General features: G+C 73.2%; 18 protein-coding genes. 9 read left to right on the top strand and 9 right to left on the bottom strand.

The window, feature by feature from the left end:
* Positions 1-11: 11 nt before the first annotated feature.
* The 3 genes from ACQPWW_RS17160 to ACQPWW_RS17170 form a co-directional block, all read right to left on the bottom strand.
* Positions 12-353, bottom strand: coding sequence for an RNA polymerase-binding protein RbpA (locus ACQPWW_RS17160; protein ID WP_030489777.1), 342 nt, complete (start codon positions 351-353; stop codon positions 12-14).
* A gap of 233 nt (positions 354-586) precedes the next feature.
* Positions 587-1735 (bottom strand): hypothetical protein, encoded by a 1149-nt coding sequence (locus tag ACQPWW_RS17165; RefSeq protein WP_433133912.1) that lies wholly within the window; start codon positions 1733-1735, stop codon positions 587-589.
* A 50-nt stretch (positions 1736-1785) separates the two neighbouring features.
* Positions 1786-3147, bottom strand: coding sequence for an MFS transporter (locus ACQPWW_RS17170; RefSeq protein ID WP_433133914.1), 1362 nt, complete (start codon positions 3145-3147; stop codon positions 1786-1788).
* 57 nt (positions 3148-3204) lie between these two features.
* On the opposite strand from ACQPWW_RS17170, the gene ACQPWW_RS17175 reads away from it, so the two are divergent.
* From ACQPWW_RS17175 to ACQPWW_RS17185, 3 genes are read left to right on the top strand one after another with little or no spacing between them, the layout of a single operon-like run.
* A complete protein-coding gene (locus tag ACQPWW_RS17175; protein ID WP_433133916.1) occupies positions 3205-3852 on the top strand; it encodes a TetR/AcrR family transcriptional regulator in 648 nt (215 codons plus the stop codon).
* Between the two features lie 57 nt (positions 3853-3909).
* Entirely contained in the window at positions 3910-5253 is a 1344-nt protein-coding gene (locus ACQPWW_RS17180) for a flavin-containing monooxygenase (RefSeq protein WP_433133918.1), read from the top strand.
* On the top strand, positions 5250-6071 hold the full coding sequence (locus tag ACQPWW_RS17185; protein WP_433133921.1) for an SDR family NAD(P)-dependent oxidoreductase: 822 nt from the start codon (positions 5250-5252) through the stop codon (positions 6069-6071). Before ACQPWW_RS17180 ends, ACQPWW_RS17185 begins: the two co-directional genes overlap by 4 nt.
* A gap of 10 nt (positions 6072-6081) precedes the next feature.
* On the opposite strand, the gene ACQPWW_RS17190 is transcribed toward ACQPWW_RS17185, so the two are convergent.
* Positions 6082-6732, bottom strand: coding sequence for a LysE family translocator (locus tag ACQPWW_RS17190; protein WP_433133923.1), 651 nt, complete (start codon positions 6730-6732; stop codon positions 6082-6084).
* Positions 6733-6959: 227 nt separating this feature from the next.
* On the opposite strand from ACQPWW_RS17190, the gene ACQPWW_RS17195 reads away from it, so the two are divergent.
* On the top strand, positions 6960-7445 hold the full coding sequence (locus tag ACQPWW_RS17195; RefSeq protein WP_433133925.1) for a DUF1992 domain-containing protein: 486 nt from the start codon (positions 6960-6962) through the stop codon (positions 7443-7445).
* Between the two features lie 42 nt (positions 7446-7487).
* Complete coding sequence (locus ACQPWW_RS17200; RefSeq protein ID WP_433133927.1) at positions 7488-8030, top strand: GNAT family N-acetyltransferase; 543 nt, start codon at positions 7488-7490, stop codon at positions 8028-8030.
* 6 nt (positions 8031-8036) lie between these two features.
* On the opposite strand, the gene ACQPWW_RS17205 is transcribed toward ACQPWW_RS17200, so the two are convergent.
* Positions 8037-8612, bottom strand: coding sequence for a maleylpyruvate isomerase N-terminal domain-containing protein (locus tag ACQPWW_RS17205; protein WP_433133930.1), 576 nt, complete (start codon positions 8610-8612; stop codon positions 8037-8039).
* A 114-nt stretch (positions 8613-8726) separates the two neighbouring features.
* Here ACQPWW_RS17205 and ACQPWW_RS17210 point away from each other — a divergent pair, with 114 nt between their 5' ends.
* Genes ACQPWW_RS17210 through ACQPWW_RS17220 form a run of 3 tightly spaced genes read left to right on the top strand, consistent with a single transcriptional unit; the run spans position 8727 to position 11291 of the window.
* On the top strand, positions 8727-9704 hold the full coding sequence (locus ACQPWW_RS17210; RefSeq protein ID WP_433133933.1) for an ABC transporter ATP-binding protein: 978 nt from the start codon (positions 8727-8729) through the stop codon (positions 9702-9704).
* Between the two features lie 14 nt (positions 9705-9718).
* The gene (locus ACQPWW_RS17215; RefSeq protein WP_433133936.1) at positions 9719-10477 is read left to right on the top strand and encodes an ABC transporter permease; all 759 of its coding nucleotides are present in this window, start codon (positions 9719-9721) and stop codon (positions 10475-10477) included.
* 31 nt (positions 10478-10508) lie between these two features.
* Complete coding sequence (locus ACQPWW_RS17220; protein WP_433133938.1) at positions 10509-11291, top strand: ABC transporter permease; 783 nt, start codon at positions 10509-10511, stop codon at positions 11289-11291.
* Positions 11292-11572: 281 nt separating this feature from the next.
* On the opposite strand, the gene ACQPWW_RS17225 is transcribed toward ACQPWW_RS17220, so the two are convergent.
* The 4 genes from ACQPWW_RS17225 to ACQPWW_RS17240 form a co-directional block, all read right to left on the bottom strand.
* Positions 11573-12100 (bottom strand): DUF4396 domain-containing protein, encoded by a 528-nt coding sequence (locus ACQPWW_RS17225; protein WP_433133940.1) that lies wholly within the window; start codon positions 12098-12100, stop codon positions 11573-11575.
* A gap of 147 nt (positions 12101-12247) precedes the next feature.
* A complete protein-coding gene (locus ACQPWW_RS17230) occupies positions 12248-12724 on the bottom strand; it encodes a hypothetical protein (RefSeq protein WP_433133942.1) in 477 nt (158 codons plus the stop codon).
* An 80-nt stretch (positions 12725-12804) separates the two neighbouring features.
* Complete coding sequence (locus ACQPWW_RS17235) at positions 12805-13347, bottom strand: histidine phosphatase family protein (RefSeq protein ID WP_433133944.1); 543 nt, start codon at positions 13345-13347, stop codon at positions 12805-12807.
* 80 nt (positions 13348-13427) lie between these two features.
* Positions 13428-13853: a nuclear transport factor 2 family protein gene (locus tag ACQPWW_RS17240; protein ID WP_433133946.1), complete on the bottom strand. Its 426-nt coding sequence runs from the start codon at positions 13851-13853 to the stop codon at positions 13428-13430.
* 94 nt (positions 13854-13947) lie between these two features.
* On the opposite strand from ACQPWW_RS17240, the gene ACQPWW_RS17245 reads away from it, so the two are divergent.
* Entirely contained in the window at positions 13948-14565 is a 618-nt protein-coding gene (locus tag ACQPWW_RS17245; protein WP_433133948.1) for a TetR/AcrR family transcriptional regulator, read from the top strand.
* Position 14566 lies beyond the last annotated feature (1 nt).

Genomic DNA, 14566 nt, shown 5'->3' on the forward strand with positions numbered 1-14566 from the left:
TGTCGTGCGGCTCAGGCGCGGCCGCGGCGGGTCCGGACCTCCTGCAGGCGCTCCTCGAGGATGTCCTCGAGCTCGGCGATCGAGCGCCGCTCCAGCAGCATGTCCCAGTGGGTACGCGGCGGCTTGGCCTTCTTCTGCTCCGGCTCGTTGCCGTCGACGAGTCGGGCGACGCTGCCGTCGAACTTGCATTCCCAGGTCATCGGGACCTCGGCGTCGACGGCGAACGGCACCTCGAACTGATGGCCCTTGGCGCAGAGGTACTCGCGGGTCTGACGCGGCGCGAGCTCCGTGTTGCGGTCGGATTCGTAGCTCACCGCGCCAAGGCGGCTTCCGCGCAGCATACGCTCGCCCATGATCGACTTCCCCTCGTTCGTGGTGCTGGTCTTCTGGGTGTAACGGTGCGTTCCCGTCGAGCCATTCCCGCCCGAGGGCGTGAGGCGTCCACGGGTGGGCCGCGACCAAGGGTAGCCGGCCGGGACGCGCACCCGGCCAGGTGATCCCCCGGGCGGGTCGCAACGGCGATGCCGCCCGCTGCCACCGGGGAGGTTAACCGACCCGGGGCAGTGAAGGTTGCGCCCCGGCCGGGTCAACCGGGCGTCGGCGTCGAGCCCAGCCGGGCCAGCGCCAGCGCCAGGTCGCTGACCTGGTCACCGAGCTGCGCCACCCGCCGCTGGGCCAGGTCCCGGTCACCCTCGGCGGCGTCGAGCCGTACCGTCAGGGCGGTGACCTGACTCTCGGCGGTGGCCGCGGCCTGCCGGGCGGCGCTCAGCTCGGCGGTGAGCGTGTCCCGTTGGGCGGCGGTGGCGGCCAGCTCCGCGCGCAGCCGCGCCGCCACCTCGGCGACCTCCTGCCGGGCGTCGTCGACCTGGCGGGCGGCGACCTGGGCCCGGTCGCGGGCCCGGTCGGCCTGCTCCCGCGCGCGAGTGGCGTCGGCGGCCTCGGCGCGGGCACGCGCCGCGTCGGCGCGGGCCTGCTCGATCTGGCGGCGCACGTCCTGCACCTCGGCCTGCCACCGCCCGGCCCGCTCGGTCGCGTCGGCGGCGACCCGGGTGGCCCGCTCGGCGTCGGCGCGCAGCGCGTCGCGTTCCCCGGTCAGGTCGGCCACCCGCTGCCGCTCGGCGTCGCGTTGGGTGCGCAGGTCCCGCACCTCGGCGCGGGCCTGGTCCCGGTCGCGTTCGGCCTGGGCGCGCAACGCCTCGGCGGCACTGACGTCGTGGCGCGCCTGGTCGCGGACGGCCTCGGCGTGCCGCGCCCGCTCGTCGGCAGCGGTGGCCCGCTGGTGCGCCTGCTCGGCGCGCCGCCCGGCCTCGTCGGCCTCGGCGAGAGCCGTACGGGCCTGCTCCCGGGCACGCGCCGCGTCGGCGGCGGCGGTCTCGGCGTCCTCGCGGGCCTCGTCGCGTTCGGTCTGCGCCGCCGCGACCTCGGTGGCGGCCTCCGCGCGGGCCTGGGCGATCTGGCGCTGCACACCCACCGGGGACAACTCGGCGTGCAGGGACTCGGTCAACGTTTCGACGATCTGGTCGAGACGGTCCACCGCCTCCCAGGTGCGGGCCACCTGCCCCGGCAGGCCGGGGGCGTTGCGGTGGCGCATCCGGCTGTTGCGGGAGGCCCGCTGACAGGCGCCGTCGTTGTCCCGGCAGTACCGGAATGGCCGGCCCGCGCCGACACGCTGCGGCACCGGCTGTCCACAGTGGGCGCACGGGCGGGTCTCGGTGGTGGTGGGCTGGGCGTCCATCGAGGTGGCAGTCTAGTGCCGCCGCGGCGACCGGCGCACCGCGCCGGGGGTCAGTTCGCGGTGCGGGCGCTCGCGTCCAGGGTGTAGCGGCGTTGCAGCAGCAGCGCCGCGAGCATCGCCACCGCCGGCAGCACCCCGAAGCCGTAGCGGACCGCCGCCAGCGCCGCGTCGGGCTGCGCCGGTGACGCACCGGCCGTGGAGGCCACGAAACCACCAACGGCCAGGCACAGCGCGTACGCGTACGGGCCCAGCGCCGCGCCGGTGGCCTCGGTGGCCGTCCACACCCCGGTGTAGGTGCCGGCGCCGGTCGCCGCGCGCCCGGTGGCGGCGGCGCGGATCACGTCGGGCAGCATCGAGAAGGGCAGCAGTTGCATACCGGCGAACGCCACCCCGAGCACCGCCACCGCGCCGATGAGCACCGGCAGGCCGGCCGGGCGACCCACCGCGAGCACCAGCGCGCCGACCGCGAACGCGCCCTGCGCGCCGAGCAACGCCCGCTGCTTACCGACGCGGCGGGCCACCACCAGCCAGGCCGGGGTCACCAGCAGCGCCGGGGCCACGAACGCGGCCACCAGCACCGTGGTCAGACCGGGCGCGCGCAGCTCGTACTCGGCGTAGTAGGGCACCCCGGCGAGCACCAGGTGGGTGGCGGTGGACATGGCCAGGTACGCGGTCACCAGCCAGCGGAACTGCCTGTCGCGCAGCGCGGTGCGCAGGGCCCGCCACCCGCCGTGCCCCGCCGGGGTGGGGTCCGCCGCGCCGCCGCGCAGCCGGGCGATGCCGGCGACACCGACAAGCATGGCGGCCAGCATCCCGACGGCGAGGAGCACGCCCATCCGCTGGTAGCCGCCCCGGGTCGCGGCGTCGCCGCCGGTGAGCAGCGGGGCCAGCAACCCGGAGAGCAGAATGCCCAGGGTCAGCACGACCATCCGGAACGCCATCAGCCGGGTGCGTTCGTCATAACCGATCCGCAGGTCGGCCGGGGTGGCCAGGTAGGGGACCTGGTAGGCGGCGAAGAGCAGGTTGCCGGCGACGAAGAACACCGCCACCCACGCGGCCGCCGGCACGCCGGTCAACCCGCCGGGCACCGCGAAGAGCGCCGCGAACGCGATCGGCAGGGCGCAGCCGAGCAGCAGCAGGCGACGCCGGTCGCCCCGACGGGTCTGCTCGACGTCGGCGCGGTGCCCCACCCAGGGGTGCAGCAGCACGTCGGCGATCTTCGGCAGCAGCAGCGCGAGGCCGGCCAGCCACGGCCCGACCGCCAGCACGTCGGTGAGGAAGTACAGCAGCAGCAGGCCGGGCACCGTCACCCAGACACCCATGCCGAGCGAACCGGTCGCGAAGCCCGCCAGGGGGCCCCGGGCCAGCGTCGCGTGGGTGGCGGCCGCGGGCCGCCGGTCGAGCCCGGTCATCGCCGCATCCCCTCGGTAATCCAACGGTTGCTGGATTCTAGGGGCAGAATGGCGGCCATGACCATGCCCCGACGCCGGCCGGGTCGGCCCCGCCGCGACGAGACCCGGCCCACCCGCGAGGTGGTGCTCACCGCGGCGACCGCGCTGTTCGCCGAGCGTGGTTTCGACGCGGTCGGGCTGCGGGAGGTCGCCGCCGCCGCCGGGGTCGACGTCGCCACTGTCGCGCACCACACGGGTACGAAGGCGGCGCTCTACGACGCCTGCTTCGCCCGGGTCTTCGCCGCCGAGCAGGAGGTGCTCACCCAGGCCGCCGCGCAGGCCCGCACGGCGCTCGACGCGGGCCCGGACGCGGCCCGGCGCGCCCTGCACGAGCTGGTCGACGTCTTCGTCGACTTCCTAGAGGACCGCCCGGAGACCACCGCCCTGTGGCTGCGTCGCTGGCTCGAACCGCAGCGGCACGCCGACCTCGACGCGCGCTACGCCGAGCCGTTGTACCGGCTGGTCGCGGAGCTGCTCACCGCCGCCGCGGCGACCGGGGCGCTGGTGGAGCCGACCCCGCACATCACCGTCCGCAGCCTGGTGTGGGCGACCCACGGACACGTGGTCGCGCTGGCCTCGGGCGCGCCGGGCGCTCGGGAGCGCCGCGAGTTCCGGGCGTTCGTGCACCGTCTGCTCGACGGCCTGTACGGGTCGTCGCGCACTTGACGCGTCACCGCCGCCCGACGATTATCCATCAGACGTTGGATTAAGTGGGGGGCGGCGATGGGCGTACCACCTCAGGTGGCGGTGATCGGCGCCGGCGCGGCCGGACTCGCCGCCGTCAAGGCACTGCGCGACGCCGCGGTGCCGGTGCTCGGCTTCGAGGCCGCCGAGCAGGTCGGCGGGCTCTGGGTGTACGGGGCACCCGACTCGCCCGCGTACCGCACGCTGCACCTGAACACCAGCCGGGGGCGCACCGAGTTCGCCGACCACCCGATGCCGACCGACTGGCCCGACTACCCCGACCACCGCCGGGTCGCCGGCTACCTCGCCGACTACGCCGACCGTTTCGGGCTGGGCGAGGACATCCGGCTGCGGCACACCGTCGAGCGGGTCACCCAGGATCCCGGCGGCACCTGGACGGTGACCGCGAGCGGACCGGACGGGCCGGTCACTGTCACCGTCGACGCCGTTGTCGTCGCGAACGGGCACAACCGGGTGCCCCGGCTGCCCGACCCGCCGTACCCCGGCAGGTGCACCGCCGAGCAGCTGCACAGCCACGACTACCGCGGCCCGGAGCAGCTGGCCGGCCGGCGGGTCCTTGTCGTCGGCGGCGGCAACTCCGCGATGGACATCGCGGTGGACGCCTCGTACGCCGCCGCCCGCACCCTGCTCTCGCTGCGCCGGGGCGTCTGGGTGGTGCCGAAGTACCTGCTGGGCCGCCCCTCGGACACCCTGAACGGGGCGCTGGCCCGGCGGTTGCCGTGGCGGCTGCGTCAACGCATCAGCCAGGCGACGCTGAGCGCCACCGTCGGCAGCCCCGCCCGCTACGGGCTGCCCGCGCCGACGCACGGCTTCCTGCAGGACCATCCGACGCTCTCCGACGGGCTGCTGTCCCGGCTGACCCACGGCGACGTCGAGGCCCGACCCGGCGTCGCCGCCCTCGACGGGGACCGGGTCGAGTTCACCGACGGGCGCAGCGACAGCGTCGATCTGATCATCTGGTGCACCGGCTACCGGGTGGAGATCCCGTTCCTCGACCCGGCGCTGCTCGGCGGTGGCGCCGACACCCTGCCGCTGTACCGGCACGTGTTCCACACCGACGCCCCGGGCCTGAGCTTCGTGGGACTGATGCAGTCCACCGGTTCCGCGTTCCCCCTGGTGGAGGCGCAGGCCAGGGTGATCGCCGCGCACCTCGCCGGCCGCTACGCGCTGCCGGAGCCGGACCGGCAGCGGGCCGCGTGCCGGGCCGAGTTGCGGGCCGCCACCGCCCGGTGGGGCCAGCGCCGTCCGGCGATGCGCGTGGACTTCGACGTCTACCTTGCCGAACTGGCCCGCGAGCTGGCCGCCGGAACCCGCCGCGCCCGCGCCGCCAGCGGGGCCTCCTCGGCCGGGGCGGAGCGGTGACCGGTCGGCTGGCCGGCCGCCGGGTGCTGCTGACCGGCGCGAGCGGAACCTTCGGCCGGCATCTCGGCGCGGCGTTCACCGCCGCCGGCGCCCAGGTGGTGGGGCTCGACCTGCACGCGCGCCCCGACGGTGACCCGCCGGTGCTCGGCTGCGACCTGACCGACCCGGACGCCGCGGCACCGGCGGTGCGCGCCGCGGTCGACCGGCTCGGCGGGCTGGACCTGCTGATCAACAACGCCGGTGTCGGTGGTCCCGCCCCCGCCGAGCTGCCACCCGACGAGGTGGTCCGCCGACAACTGGAGGTCAACCTGCTCGCCGCCTGGCGGACCACCGCCGCGGCGCTGCCACCGCTGCTCACCGCGCGCGGACGGGTCATCTTCGTGGCCAGTCGAATGGCGGTGCTACCGCTGCCGCTCGCCGCCGCGTACGGGGTCAGCAAACGGGCGCTTGTCGCGTACGCCGACGCGCTGCGCCACGAGGTGGGCACGCACGTCGGGGTGAGCGTCGTCTACCCGAGCATGGTCGTCTCACCCATCCACCACAGCACCGCCGAGGCCGGCCTGTCCCTGCGGGGGGTGTCCCGTCCCGAGCCCGTCGAGGGGGTGGTCGCGGCGATCCTGCGTACCGCCGCCGCCCGGCGGGCTCCCCGCGACGTGGCGACCACGACGCGCGGTCGGCTGGAGTTGGCCGTCGGCCGGCACGCGCCCGCGCTGGCCGACCGGCTGGTCCGTCGTACCCTCACCGCCCGGCTCGCCGCCGGTGACCTGGACGCCGCGCCGCTGGCCGCCGGGATGGTCCGCCGCCACCGGGAACGGTGAGGCTGCGCGGTCAGGGCGTGGCGACCGCCGCGCGCGACCGGTCGGCGGCGATGCGGACGGCCAGCGCGGCCAGGGCCGTCCCGGTCACCCACCGCTGCACCCGCAGCCAGCCCGGTCGGCGGGCGAAGAACCCGGCCAACGTGCCGGCGCTGAGCACGATCAGCCCGTTCACGCTCAGCGCGACGGCGATCTGGGTCAGGCCCAGCACCAGACTCTGCACCGCCAGATGCCCCCGCGCCGGGTCGATGAACTGCGGCAGCAGCGACACGTAGAGGATCGCGATCTTCGGGTTCAGCAGGTTGGTGACCAGACCCATGGTGAACAGCCGCCGGGGCGCGTCCGGCGGCAGCGGCGCGGGTGTGAACGGCGAGTGGCCGCCCGGACGCAGCGTCCGCCAGGCCAGCCAGAGCAGGTAACCGGCCCCGGCCAGCTTCACCACGGCGTACAGGGTCGGCACCAGCACGAAGACGGTGGCCAGGCCGGCGACCGCCGCGGCCAGGTACACCCCGAAACCGGCGGCCACCCCGAGCAGCGAGATCAGCCCGGCTCGGCGGCCCTGCGCCACCGAGCGGGACACCAGGTAGACCATGTTCGGGCCGGGCGTGAGCACCAGCCCCAACGCGACAAGCGCGATGCCCAGCAGCGCCCCAGTGCTCACCATGACGATTCCCCCCGTTCGACAGCTCCCGCACCGACCGTAGGCCGAGGTGACCGCGCCGGCCCAGGGCCACCTGGCAGGCCGTGGCCCTGAATCCGGTCACCCGGGCCGGAACCTCCTCGGCCGGTGGCCGCCGGGAATGGCCACCGGCGTGGGCGCGCTGACCTGGTGCGAGTGCGTGTCGCCGGGCCGCGGCGGCGCGTTACGGTGGCCGGGGGAGGTGCCGCAGAGTGACCGAGGCGTGGGAAGCGACGGTGGAGGCGCAGATCCGGGGAGCCGTGCAACGCGGCGAGTTCGACGACCTGCCCGGCATGGGCAAGCCGATCCCCGGCCGGGGCGCGCCGTACGACGAGTCGTGGTGGATCAAGAGCTTCCTGGAGCGGGAGGCGCTGCCCAGCGACCTGCTGCTGCCCACCCCGCTGCAACTGCGCCGACGCGTCGAGCAGGTCCCCGACGAGGTCCGCGACCTGCCCACCGAACAGGCCGTACGCGACTTCGTGGGGCAGTTGAACGCGCAGATCGTGGCGTGGCTGCGCAACCCCGACGGGCCCCGCGTCGCGGTGCGTCCGGTGAACGTCGACGAGGTGGTACGCCGCTGGCGCGCCGAGCACACCGCGCCCCGCCTCGCGTCGCCGGCGACCGACCGGGTGACCGTCGTCGCGCCGGACCGGCCGCGGCGCGCCTGGTGGTTGCCGTGGCGCCGCCGGTCGCGCTGACCCGTCCGGGTGGGCCCTGCCCGGCACCGGCAGACTGTACCGATGGTGATCGACCTACGAGTGCCCGGCACCTCCTCGACGCCGGGCCTCGTCCTGCGTCCCTGGCGGGACGACGACCTGGCCGCCCTACTGGACGCGTACCGGGACCCGGTGTTGCGCCGGTGGACCCGCGTGCCGGTGACCGACCCGGCCGAGGGCCGGCAGTGGCTGGAGCGCACGCGCCAGGACTGGGACGCCGGTCGGCGGTACAGCTTCGCGGTGCTCGAGGACGACGCGGACGAGCCACGGCTGGCGGCGAACGTGGTGCTCAAGAAGGTCAGCGTGGATTGGCCGACGCCCGAGGTGGGCTACTGGACGGCGGCGTGGGCGCGCGGCCGCGGCGTCGCCCCGCGGGCGGTCACCGCGCTCAGCCGGTGGGCGTTCGACGAGTTCCCCGCGCTGGAGCGCCTCGACCTGCTGCACCAGGTGGACAACGTGGCGTCCTGCCGGGTGGCGCAGAAGAGCGGCTACGTGTTCCAGGAGGTGCTGCCGGCCCGGCCGCCCTTTCCGCTGGACGGTCACCGGCACTCGCTGAGCGCCGGCTAGCGCTGCTCAGTCCACCGCCGCGCGCCACCGCCACGAGGTGCGTCGCGCCCGGCCGGGCAGGTCACCGCGGCCGGTCATCCACAGCAGGACCTCGGGCGCCGCGCCGTCCGGGGCGTCCGGGAAGAGTCGCCGCAGCACCGCCGCGCTCAACCGCCGCGGCGGCTGCCAGGGCACGCCGAGACCGACGGTGATGTCGTGGGTGTGCAGCAGCGTCTCGGCCACCCCCATCGCGGCGAAGCCGGCCGGGTCGCAGGGACCGAAGTGCCAGGCCCGCGTGTCCGGTGCGGCGGCGTCGACGGCGGCGGCGAGCAACCCGGCGCAGGCCCGTACCACGGTGAGGGTCCGCGCCGGGCTCGCGTCGGGGGAGACCCGAAGGTCGTACGGCAGGTACCCGTCCTCCGGACGGCCGGTGACCTGGCCGGCGTACGCGAGCAGGTCGTGCGCGACGTGCGCGGCGGTGGTCCAGCAGCTCCACGTCAGGGGGCCGGCGGGCACTGACCAGTCGCGCTCGCGGTGCGGGTGCAACACCCCTGTCATCTCGTCGGCCGCCTGGAGTAGGTCCGCACTGGTCACCGTTGACATCCGACGACTCTCGCAGCGCCGGTCGGGCGGAGCAAGCGAAATCTGCCGCCGCACCGAAAATTTCAAGCCCATGCTCAAATCTTGCAGACTGCTGTTGAATTTCCGTAGGCTGCCGTGGTGATCGCAGAGCCCCTGGTCCACGCGAGACAGCTGACCAAGATCTATCCGCCACGAGGGTCCACAGCGGAGTTCCACGCGGTCGACGGCATCGACTTCGAGGTCGGACGGGGCGAGTCCTTCGGGCTGCTCGGCCCCAACGGCGCCGGCAAGTCCACCACCATGCGAATGATCGCCGCGACCTCGCCGATCAGCGGCGGCAGCCTGCGCGTGCTCGGCATGGACCCGATGCGACAGGGGCCGGAGATCCGCGCCCGGTTGGGCGTCGTGACGCAGGACGACTACCTGGACAACGAGCTGACCGTCCGGGAGAACCTGCACATCTACGGGCGGTACTTCAGCCTGCCACGGGCCGTCATCCGGGACCGCGCGACCCGACTGCTGGACTTCGCCCAACTGCAGGAGAAGGCCGGCGACCAGGTCGAGACCCTCTCCGGCGGTATGCGCCGACGGCTCACCATCGCCCGTTCCCTGATCAACGAACCCGACATCCTGCTCCTCGACGAGCCCACCACCGGCCTCGACCCGCAAGCCCGGCACATCCTGTGGGACCGGCTCTTCCAGCTCAAGCAGGAGGGCGTCACGCTCATCCTCACCACGCACTACATGGACGAGGCCGAACAGCTCTGCGACCGGCTCATCGTGGTCGACCACGGCCGGATCGTCGCGCAGGGCTCCCCCCGGGACCTGATCACCAGGTACGCGACCCGAGAGGTCCTGGAACTGCGGTTCCGCCTCGACGAGCGGGACACCGTCGCGGAGAAGCTCCGGACGTCGGCACTTGTCACCGGCGGCAACGCCACCGACGGCCGCGTCGAGTCGCTTCCCGACCGGGTGCTCGTCTACACCGCCGACGGCGAGGCCGCCCTCGCCGCGGTGCACGCCATGTCGCTCACCCCGCTCACCGCGCTGGTCCGCCGCGCGACGTTGGAGGACGTGTTCCTCACGCTCACCGGCCGATCGCTCATCGAGTAGCAGGAGAGACCACGGTGCTGCACGCATTCGGATACTGGGCCATGCGCTACCGGCGCACCTGGCGTGGCTCGATCGTGATCAACGTACTGAACCCGTTGCTGTTCCTCGTCGGTATCGGCGCCGGCCTGGGCGCCCTCGTCGACGACAACGCGCCAGCCCAGATCGCCGGCGTCTCCTACGCGGCGTTCTTCGCCCCCGGCATGCTGGCCGCCGCGGCGATGCAGAACGCGTTCCTGGAGGGGGCCGGGGGAGTCGCCCGGGCCGCGGGTTTCGGGGCCTACCGGAGCGCCACCCCGACGCCACTCGACCCGGAGCAACTCGCCGCCGGGCACCTGCTCTTCATCACCTTCCGGGTGCTCATCGCCAGCGGCGCCTTCGTCGTGGTGATGGCCGCGTTCGGGTTGGTCGGAGGGTGGTGGGCGCTCGGCGCCCTGCTCGGCGCGACACTGACCGGGGTGGCGTTCGCGGCGCCGGCCGCCGCGTGGGCGGTCGGGGTCCGCAAGCTGCGCCACATCGACACGGTGTTCCGCTTCGTCATCATGCCGCTGTACATGTTCTCCGGTACGTTCTTCGCCGTCTCCCAGCTACCGGAGTGGATCCGCCCGGTGTCCTATGTGCTGCCGCTGTGGCACGGGGTGGAGCTGTGCCGCACCCTCAGCCTCGGCACGGCGACGATCACCGGCAGTTGCGTCCACATCGCCTACCTGCTGACGCTCGCCCTCGGCGGCTTCCTTGTCGCCCGGATCACCTACCGCCGACGGTTGCACCAGTGACGGCCCACCCACCGAGCCCAGTGGAGACAGCATGAGCACCGTCGTCGTACCCGCCTGGACGGCACGCCGAGCTCTCGCGCTCATCGAACGCAACTTCATGATCTACCGTCGGTCGGTCACGCCGCTGCTCAACGCTCTCGTCGAGCCGATCCTGTACCTGCTGTCGATCGGTGTCGGCGTCGGGCTGCTCGTCGGCACCGTGCCCGGGGTCGACGTCCCGTACGCCAGCTACGTGGCCCCGGCGATCCTGGCCACGACCGCGATGAACACCGCGTTCAACCAGACCAGCTTCGGCGTCTTCACCCGGATGAGGATCGAGAAGACCTACCAGGCGATCCTGCCGACACCGCTGTCCGTCACCGACATCGCCGTCGGCGAGGTTACCAGCGCGATGATCAACGCGCTGCTGACGTCGATCGGATTCCTCACCCTCATGGCGGTCGGCGGGCTTGTCACCTCGGCCTGGGTGCTGCTGGCCCTACCCGCGTCGGTGCTTATCGCGTACGCGTTCGCCGCGGGCGGATTGGCCGTCACGACGTACCTGCGCGACTTCCCCGACTTCCAGTACATCCAGCTCTTCATGCTGCCGATGTACCTGTTCGCGACGACGTTCTATCCGCTGTCGGTCTATCCGGAGGCGGTCCGGCCCCTGATCCAGGCGCTGCCGCTCTACCACAGCATCGAACTGGTTCGCGAACCCGCCCTGGGCCGACTCGGCTGGGACCTGCTCATCCCGGTGGTCTACCTCGTCGCGTTCGGCTCGATCGCGATGTCCGTCGCCACCCGTCGCATGACCCGGGCGATGCTGCGCTGACTCCCCGGTCGCGGACGAGCCCAGCTCGGCCCGAACACGGGCATCCGGCGACGATGGACGCTTCGGTGACGGACCTGCGGCAGTCCGCTCCGGCGGTGGGTCACGGCAGCGGGCACGAGTCCATGCCCGAACCCGCAGGTCAAGGCACTCGCCGCGAAGATCGTCACGGATCAGCAGGCCGAGATCACGGTGATGAAGGACCTGCTCGCCAAGGTGCAGACCCGCACACGGCGGCGGCCGGGCACCCCCTGGGGGTGCCCGGCCGCTCGTCCGGTCGAAGCTCAGTGGTGGTACTGGTGCACGACCGCGTGGCCCTTGCCCCGCGAAATCAGCCACCGGTTGACGGGCACGGTAAGCACGAACGCCACGGCCAGGGAGAACGCCAGCGCCGCCCAGAACAGGACGCTGGACAGCCCGGCGTCCATCGCCCCGGGAACCACCACCATGATCGTGTTGTCCAGGACCTCCATCACCGCGATGGAGACGGTGTCCGCGGCCAATGCCACCGACAGCGCGGCCCGCAGCCCCAGGCCCGCGGCGAGCAAGGGCCGCATGGTCAACGCGTAGCCGAACACGAAGGCCAGGGCGATCGACAGCACAACGGTCGGGCCGGCGTGCCAGCCCAGCGCGGTGCCGATGACCATGCCGAGGACCTCGCCGATCGCGCAGCCGGTCAAGCAGTGCAGCGTCGCCTGTGCCGCCATCCGCCACGACGCGCCCGCACCCCCGCCCGCCGGGGCGTGGTGGGCGTGTCCGGCATGGGCGGCCGTCGCCACGTGGTGAGCCTGGTGGCCCCTCGGGTATGTCATGGCGTCCTCCTTGGTCATCACCGACCATACCCCCCGGGGGTATCAGTGGGAAGGGCCCACGGCGAGGAATCTGCCGCCCCGGATCACGTAACTGTCGACGGGCTGCGCTCGGCAGCCCGACCCACCGCGGGCAACGGTCGGCCTGCCCTACCGCCGCAGGTCGGTCGGGTCGTCCACCCTGAAGTCGCGCACGGCGGCGCGGATGGACTCGCCGTACGGGTCGTCCGGCAGTTGCCCGAGGTATGCGCGGACCCGGGACAGGTGCTCGGCGGCCAGGGCGGTGTTACCCAGCCGCCGGTGACAGTCGGCCAGGTTGAGATACAGCGACGGCAGGAACGCCTGAACCTGGAGCGAGGACAGGTACCGCTTGGCGCGTTCGTCGGTCAGGTCGGACACGGCGGCCAGGGCCCGCTCGTCCCAGCTCAGCTCCGCCTCGGTGGTGTCCTGGAGATCGGCCAGGTAGTGCGCGAGGGTGCAGCGGTGCAGGGGGTCGCCGGTGGGGCCGATCTCGTCCCACAACGCGCTGAGCAGCTCGCGGGCCTGGGCCTGCCGACCGGACTGGCCGAGCTGCACCGCCTCGATGATGCGCGTCATGGTCGGGTCGGGTGTCGGTTGGTCGTCCATGTCGGCGATGCTCGGGCCTCGACCCGGTCGAGGGTCAAATAACCGTGTGGCAGTCGTGGCACCTGACCAGCCACCGTGCCTCATTCCGTCAGGTGGGGGCCGCGGATCGTCGGCCTGGCGCTCGGGTCGGTGAAGCGGAGGCGATAGACCGCCGGCATGGGCATACGCCGCTCGAAGGCCTGGTCCGCGGCAGCGCCGAGACCGCCGAGCGCTCGGGCGATCAGGGTGCTGTGGCTGGCCGCGACGACACCCCGACCGGGGTACGCCGTGGCCAGCGCCCGCACCGCCGCAACGGCACGGGCGGTGACCTCGTCCAGGCTCTCGCCACCGGGCCGCGCGAACGACGGATCGGCCCAACTCCGCTCGTAGTGGGGCTCCCAGTCGGTGGTGAACGGGAGCCCGTCGTCCCACTCCCGCAGGCCCGCGCAGGTGCGGACCGGAAGGCCAAGCGCCTGGGCGGCGGGCCGGACGGTCTGGACCGCGCGGTCGTACGGGCTGGACCACACCGCCACCGGCCTCGGCCCGACGAGCGCGTCCACCAGGTCGCGTGCCTGCTGGAGGCCGCTCGGGGTGAGCGGACGTGTGGACTCGTCCGGGCCGTCCGCCGCTCGTGGGACGGACAAGGCGTGACGGACCAGAACCACCTCGGCGTACACGGACCATGTCCCCTGTTCGGCGCGGGTCGTCGGGAACTCTCCAGACGTCAGTCTGACGGCGCGGCGGTGACGCTGGCCAGCGCCTCGACAAGTGGCAGGGGATTGACGTAGTCGCGATAGGACACGATCTGGCCGTTCCGGACCCGGATGACCGCGATCACCGTCTGCACGAACGGCCCGCCAGTGGCGACGACGCTGCCGTACGCCTCGTACTCCACGATGACGACCTCGGGGTCGGTGGTCTCGTGCAGCACCACGTCGCGGTATTCGTCGAACGTGATGAAGGCGCCGGCCGTCTCGGTGAGATGGCGGCGAATCTCCGCACGCCCCCGCAGTCGGCCGGGCACGCCTGGCGGGCGGTACGGCCACTCGAGGTATCCGTCCGGCGCCATCAACTCCACGAACGTCTCGATGTCGACCTCGCGGCCGGCCCGCAGGACCTTCTCGACGACAGTGCGGGACGAGGGTGTCATCGCGACCTCCCGGGGCCGACGTTGGTTGAACAAGCGTTGATTGAACGAGCGTAGAACGAACGGGCGGGCCGGTCAACGACCGTAGGATGACCAGGTGACTGAACCGAGCCCCCGGTTGACTCGAGCCCAGCAACGCCGCCAGACCGAAGAGAGCATCCTGGCGGCGGCCCGGCAGATGTTCGCCGAACTCGGCTATGAGCGCACCACGATCCGTGCCGTGGCCACCGTGGCCGGGGTCGACGCCGGCCTGGTGATGCACTACTTCGGCACCAAGGACAACCTCTTCTCCCGCGCCGCCGAACTGCCCGCCGCCGAGCCGTCCGCCGAGGAGCTGCCCGGCGGCGGCAGTGACGAGATCGTCGAAGTCCTGCTCGCCTCGCTCTCCAGCCGCCTGGACGGCGAACCGGTCGCCTCACTGGCGGTGCTGCGTTCCATGCTCACCAACAGCGACGCCGCCAAGCGATACAGGGCCGCCGCCGGGCCCGAGCTCAGTCGGATCACCGCCGCGATACCCACCGAGGACGCCGACCTGCGCGCCAGCCTGCTCAGCGCCATCGTCCACGGCGTGATCATCGAGCGTTACCTGCTTCGGCTCGGCCGCCTCGCGGACGCCTCGCCCGACCAGATCATCGAGCTGCTTCGTCCGTGCTTCCAGGCGCTGGCCACGGCCGGGACGCCGCCGTCAACGGTCCGGCCCGCCGGCGCGAGCTGAG

This window comes from Micromonospora sp. CA-240977 (assembly GCF_050942285.1).
In the GTDB taxonomy this organism is placed as follows: domain Bacteria; phylum Actinomycetota; class Actinomycetes; order Mycobacteriales; family Micromonosporaceae; genus Micromonospora.

Bases quoted from the DNA above. Each gene is read 5' to 3' on its own strand.
- ACQPWW_RS17160 (WP_030489777.1), bottom strand. From the start codon at position 353: ATGGGCGAGCGTATGCTGCGCGGAAGCCGCCTTGGCGCGGTGAGCTAC.
- ACQPWW_RS17165 (WP_433133912.1), bottom strand. From the start codon at position 1,735: ATGGACGCCCAGCCCACCACCACCGAGACCCGCCCGTGCGCCCACTGT.
- ACQPWW_RS17170 (WP_433133914.1), bottom strand. From the start codon at position 3,147: ATGACCGGGCTCGACCGGCGGCCCGCGGCCGCCACCCACGCGACGCTG.
- ACQPWW_RS17175 (WP_433133916.1), top strand. From the start codon at position 3,205: ATGACCATGCCCCGACGCCGGCCGGGTCGGCCCCGCCGCGACGAGACC.
- ACQPWW_RS17180 (WP_433133918.1), top strand. From the start codon at position 3,910: ATGGGCGTACCACCTCAGGTGGCGGTGATCGGCGCCGGCGCGGCCGGA.
- ACQPWW_RS17190 (WP_433133923.1), bottom strand. From the start codon at position 6,732: ATGGTGAGCACTGGGGCGCTGCTGGGCATCGCGCTTGTCGCGTTGGGG.
- ACQPWW_RS17200 (WP_433133927.1), top strand. From the start codon at position 7,488: ATGGTGATCGACCTACGAGTGCCCGGCACCTCCTCGACGCCGGGCCTC.
- ACQPWW_RS17205 (WP_433133930.1), bottom strand. From the start codon at position 8,612: ATGTCAACGGTGACCAGTGCGGACCTACTCCAGGCGGCCGACGAGATG.
- ACQPWW_RS17220 (WP_433133938.1), top strand. From the start codon at position 10,509: ATGAGCACCGTCGTCGTACCCGCCTGGACGGCACGCCGAGCTCTCGCG.
- ACQPWW_RS17225 (WP_433133940.1), bottom strand. From the start codon at position 12,100: ATGACATACCCGAGGGGCCACCAGGCTCACCACGTGGCGACGGCCGCC.
- ACQPWW_RS17230 (WP_433133942.1), bottom strand. From the start codon at position 12,724: ATGGACGACCAACCGACACCCGACCCGACCATGACGCGCATCATCGAG.
- ACQPWW_RS17240 (WP_433133946.1), bottom strand. From the start codon at position 13,853: ATGACACCCTCGTCCCGCACTGTCGTCGAGAAGGTCCTGCGGGCCGGC.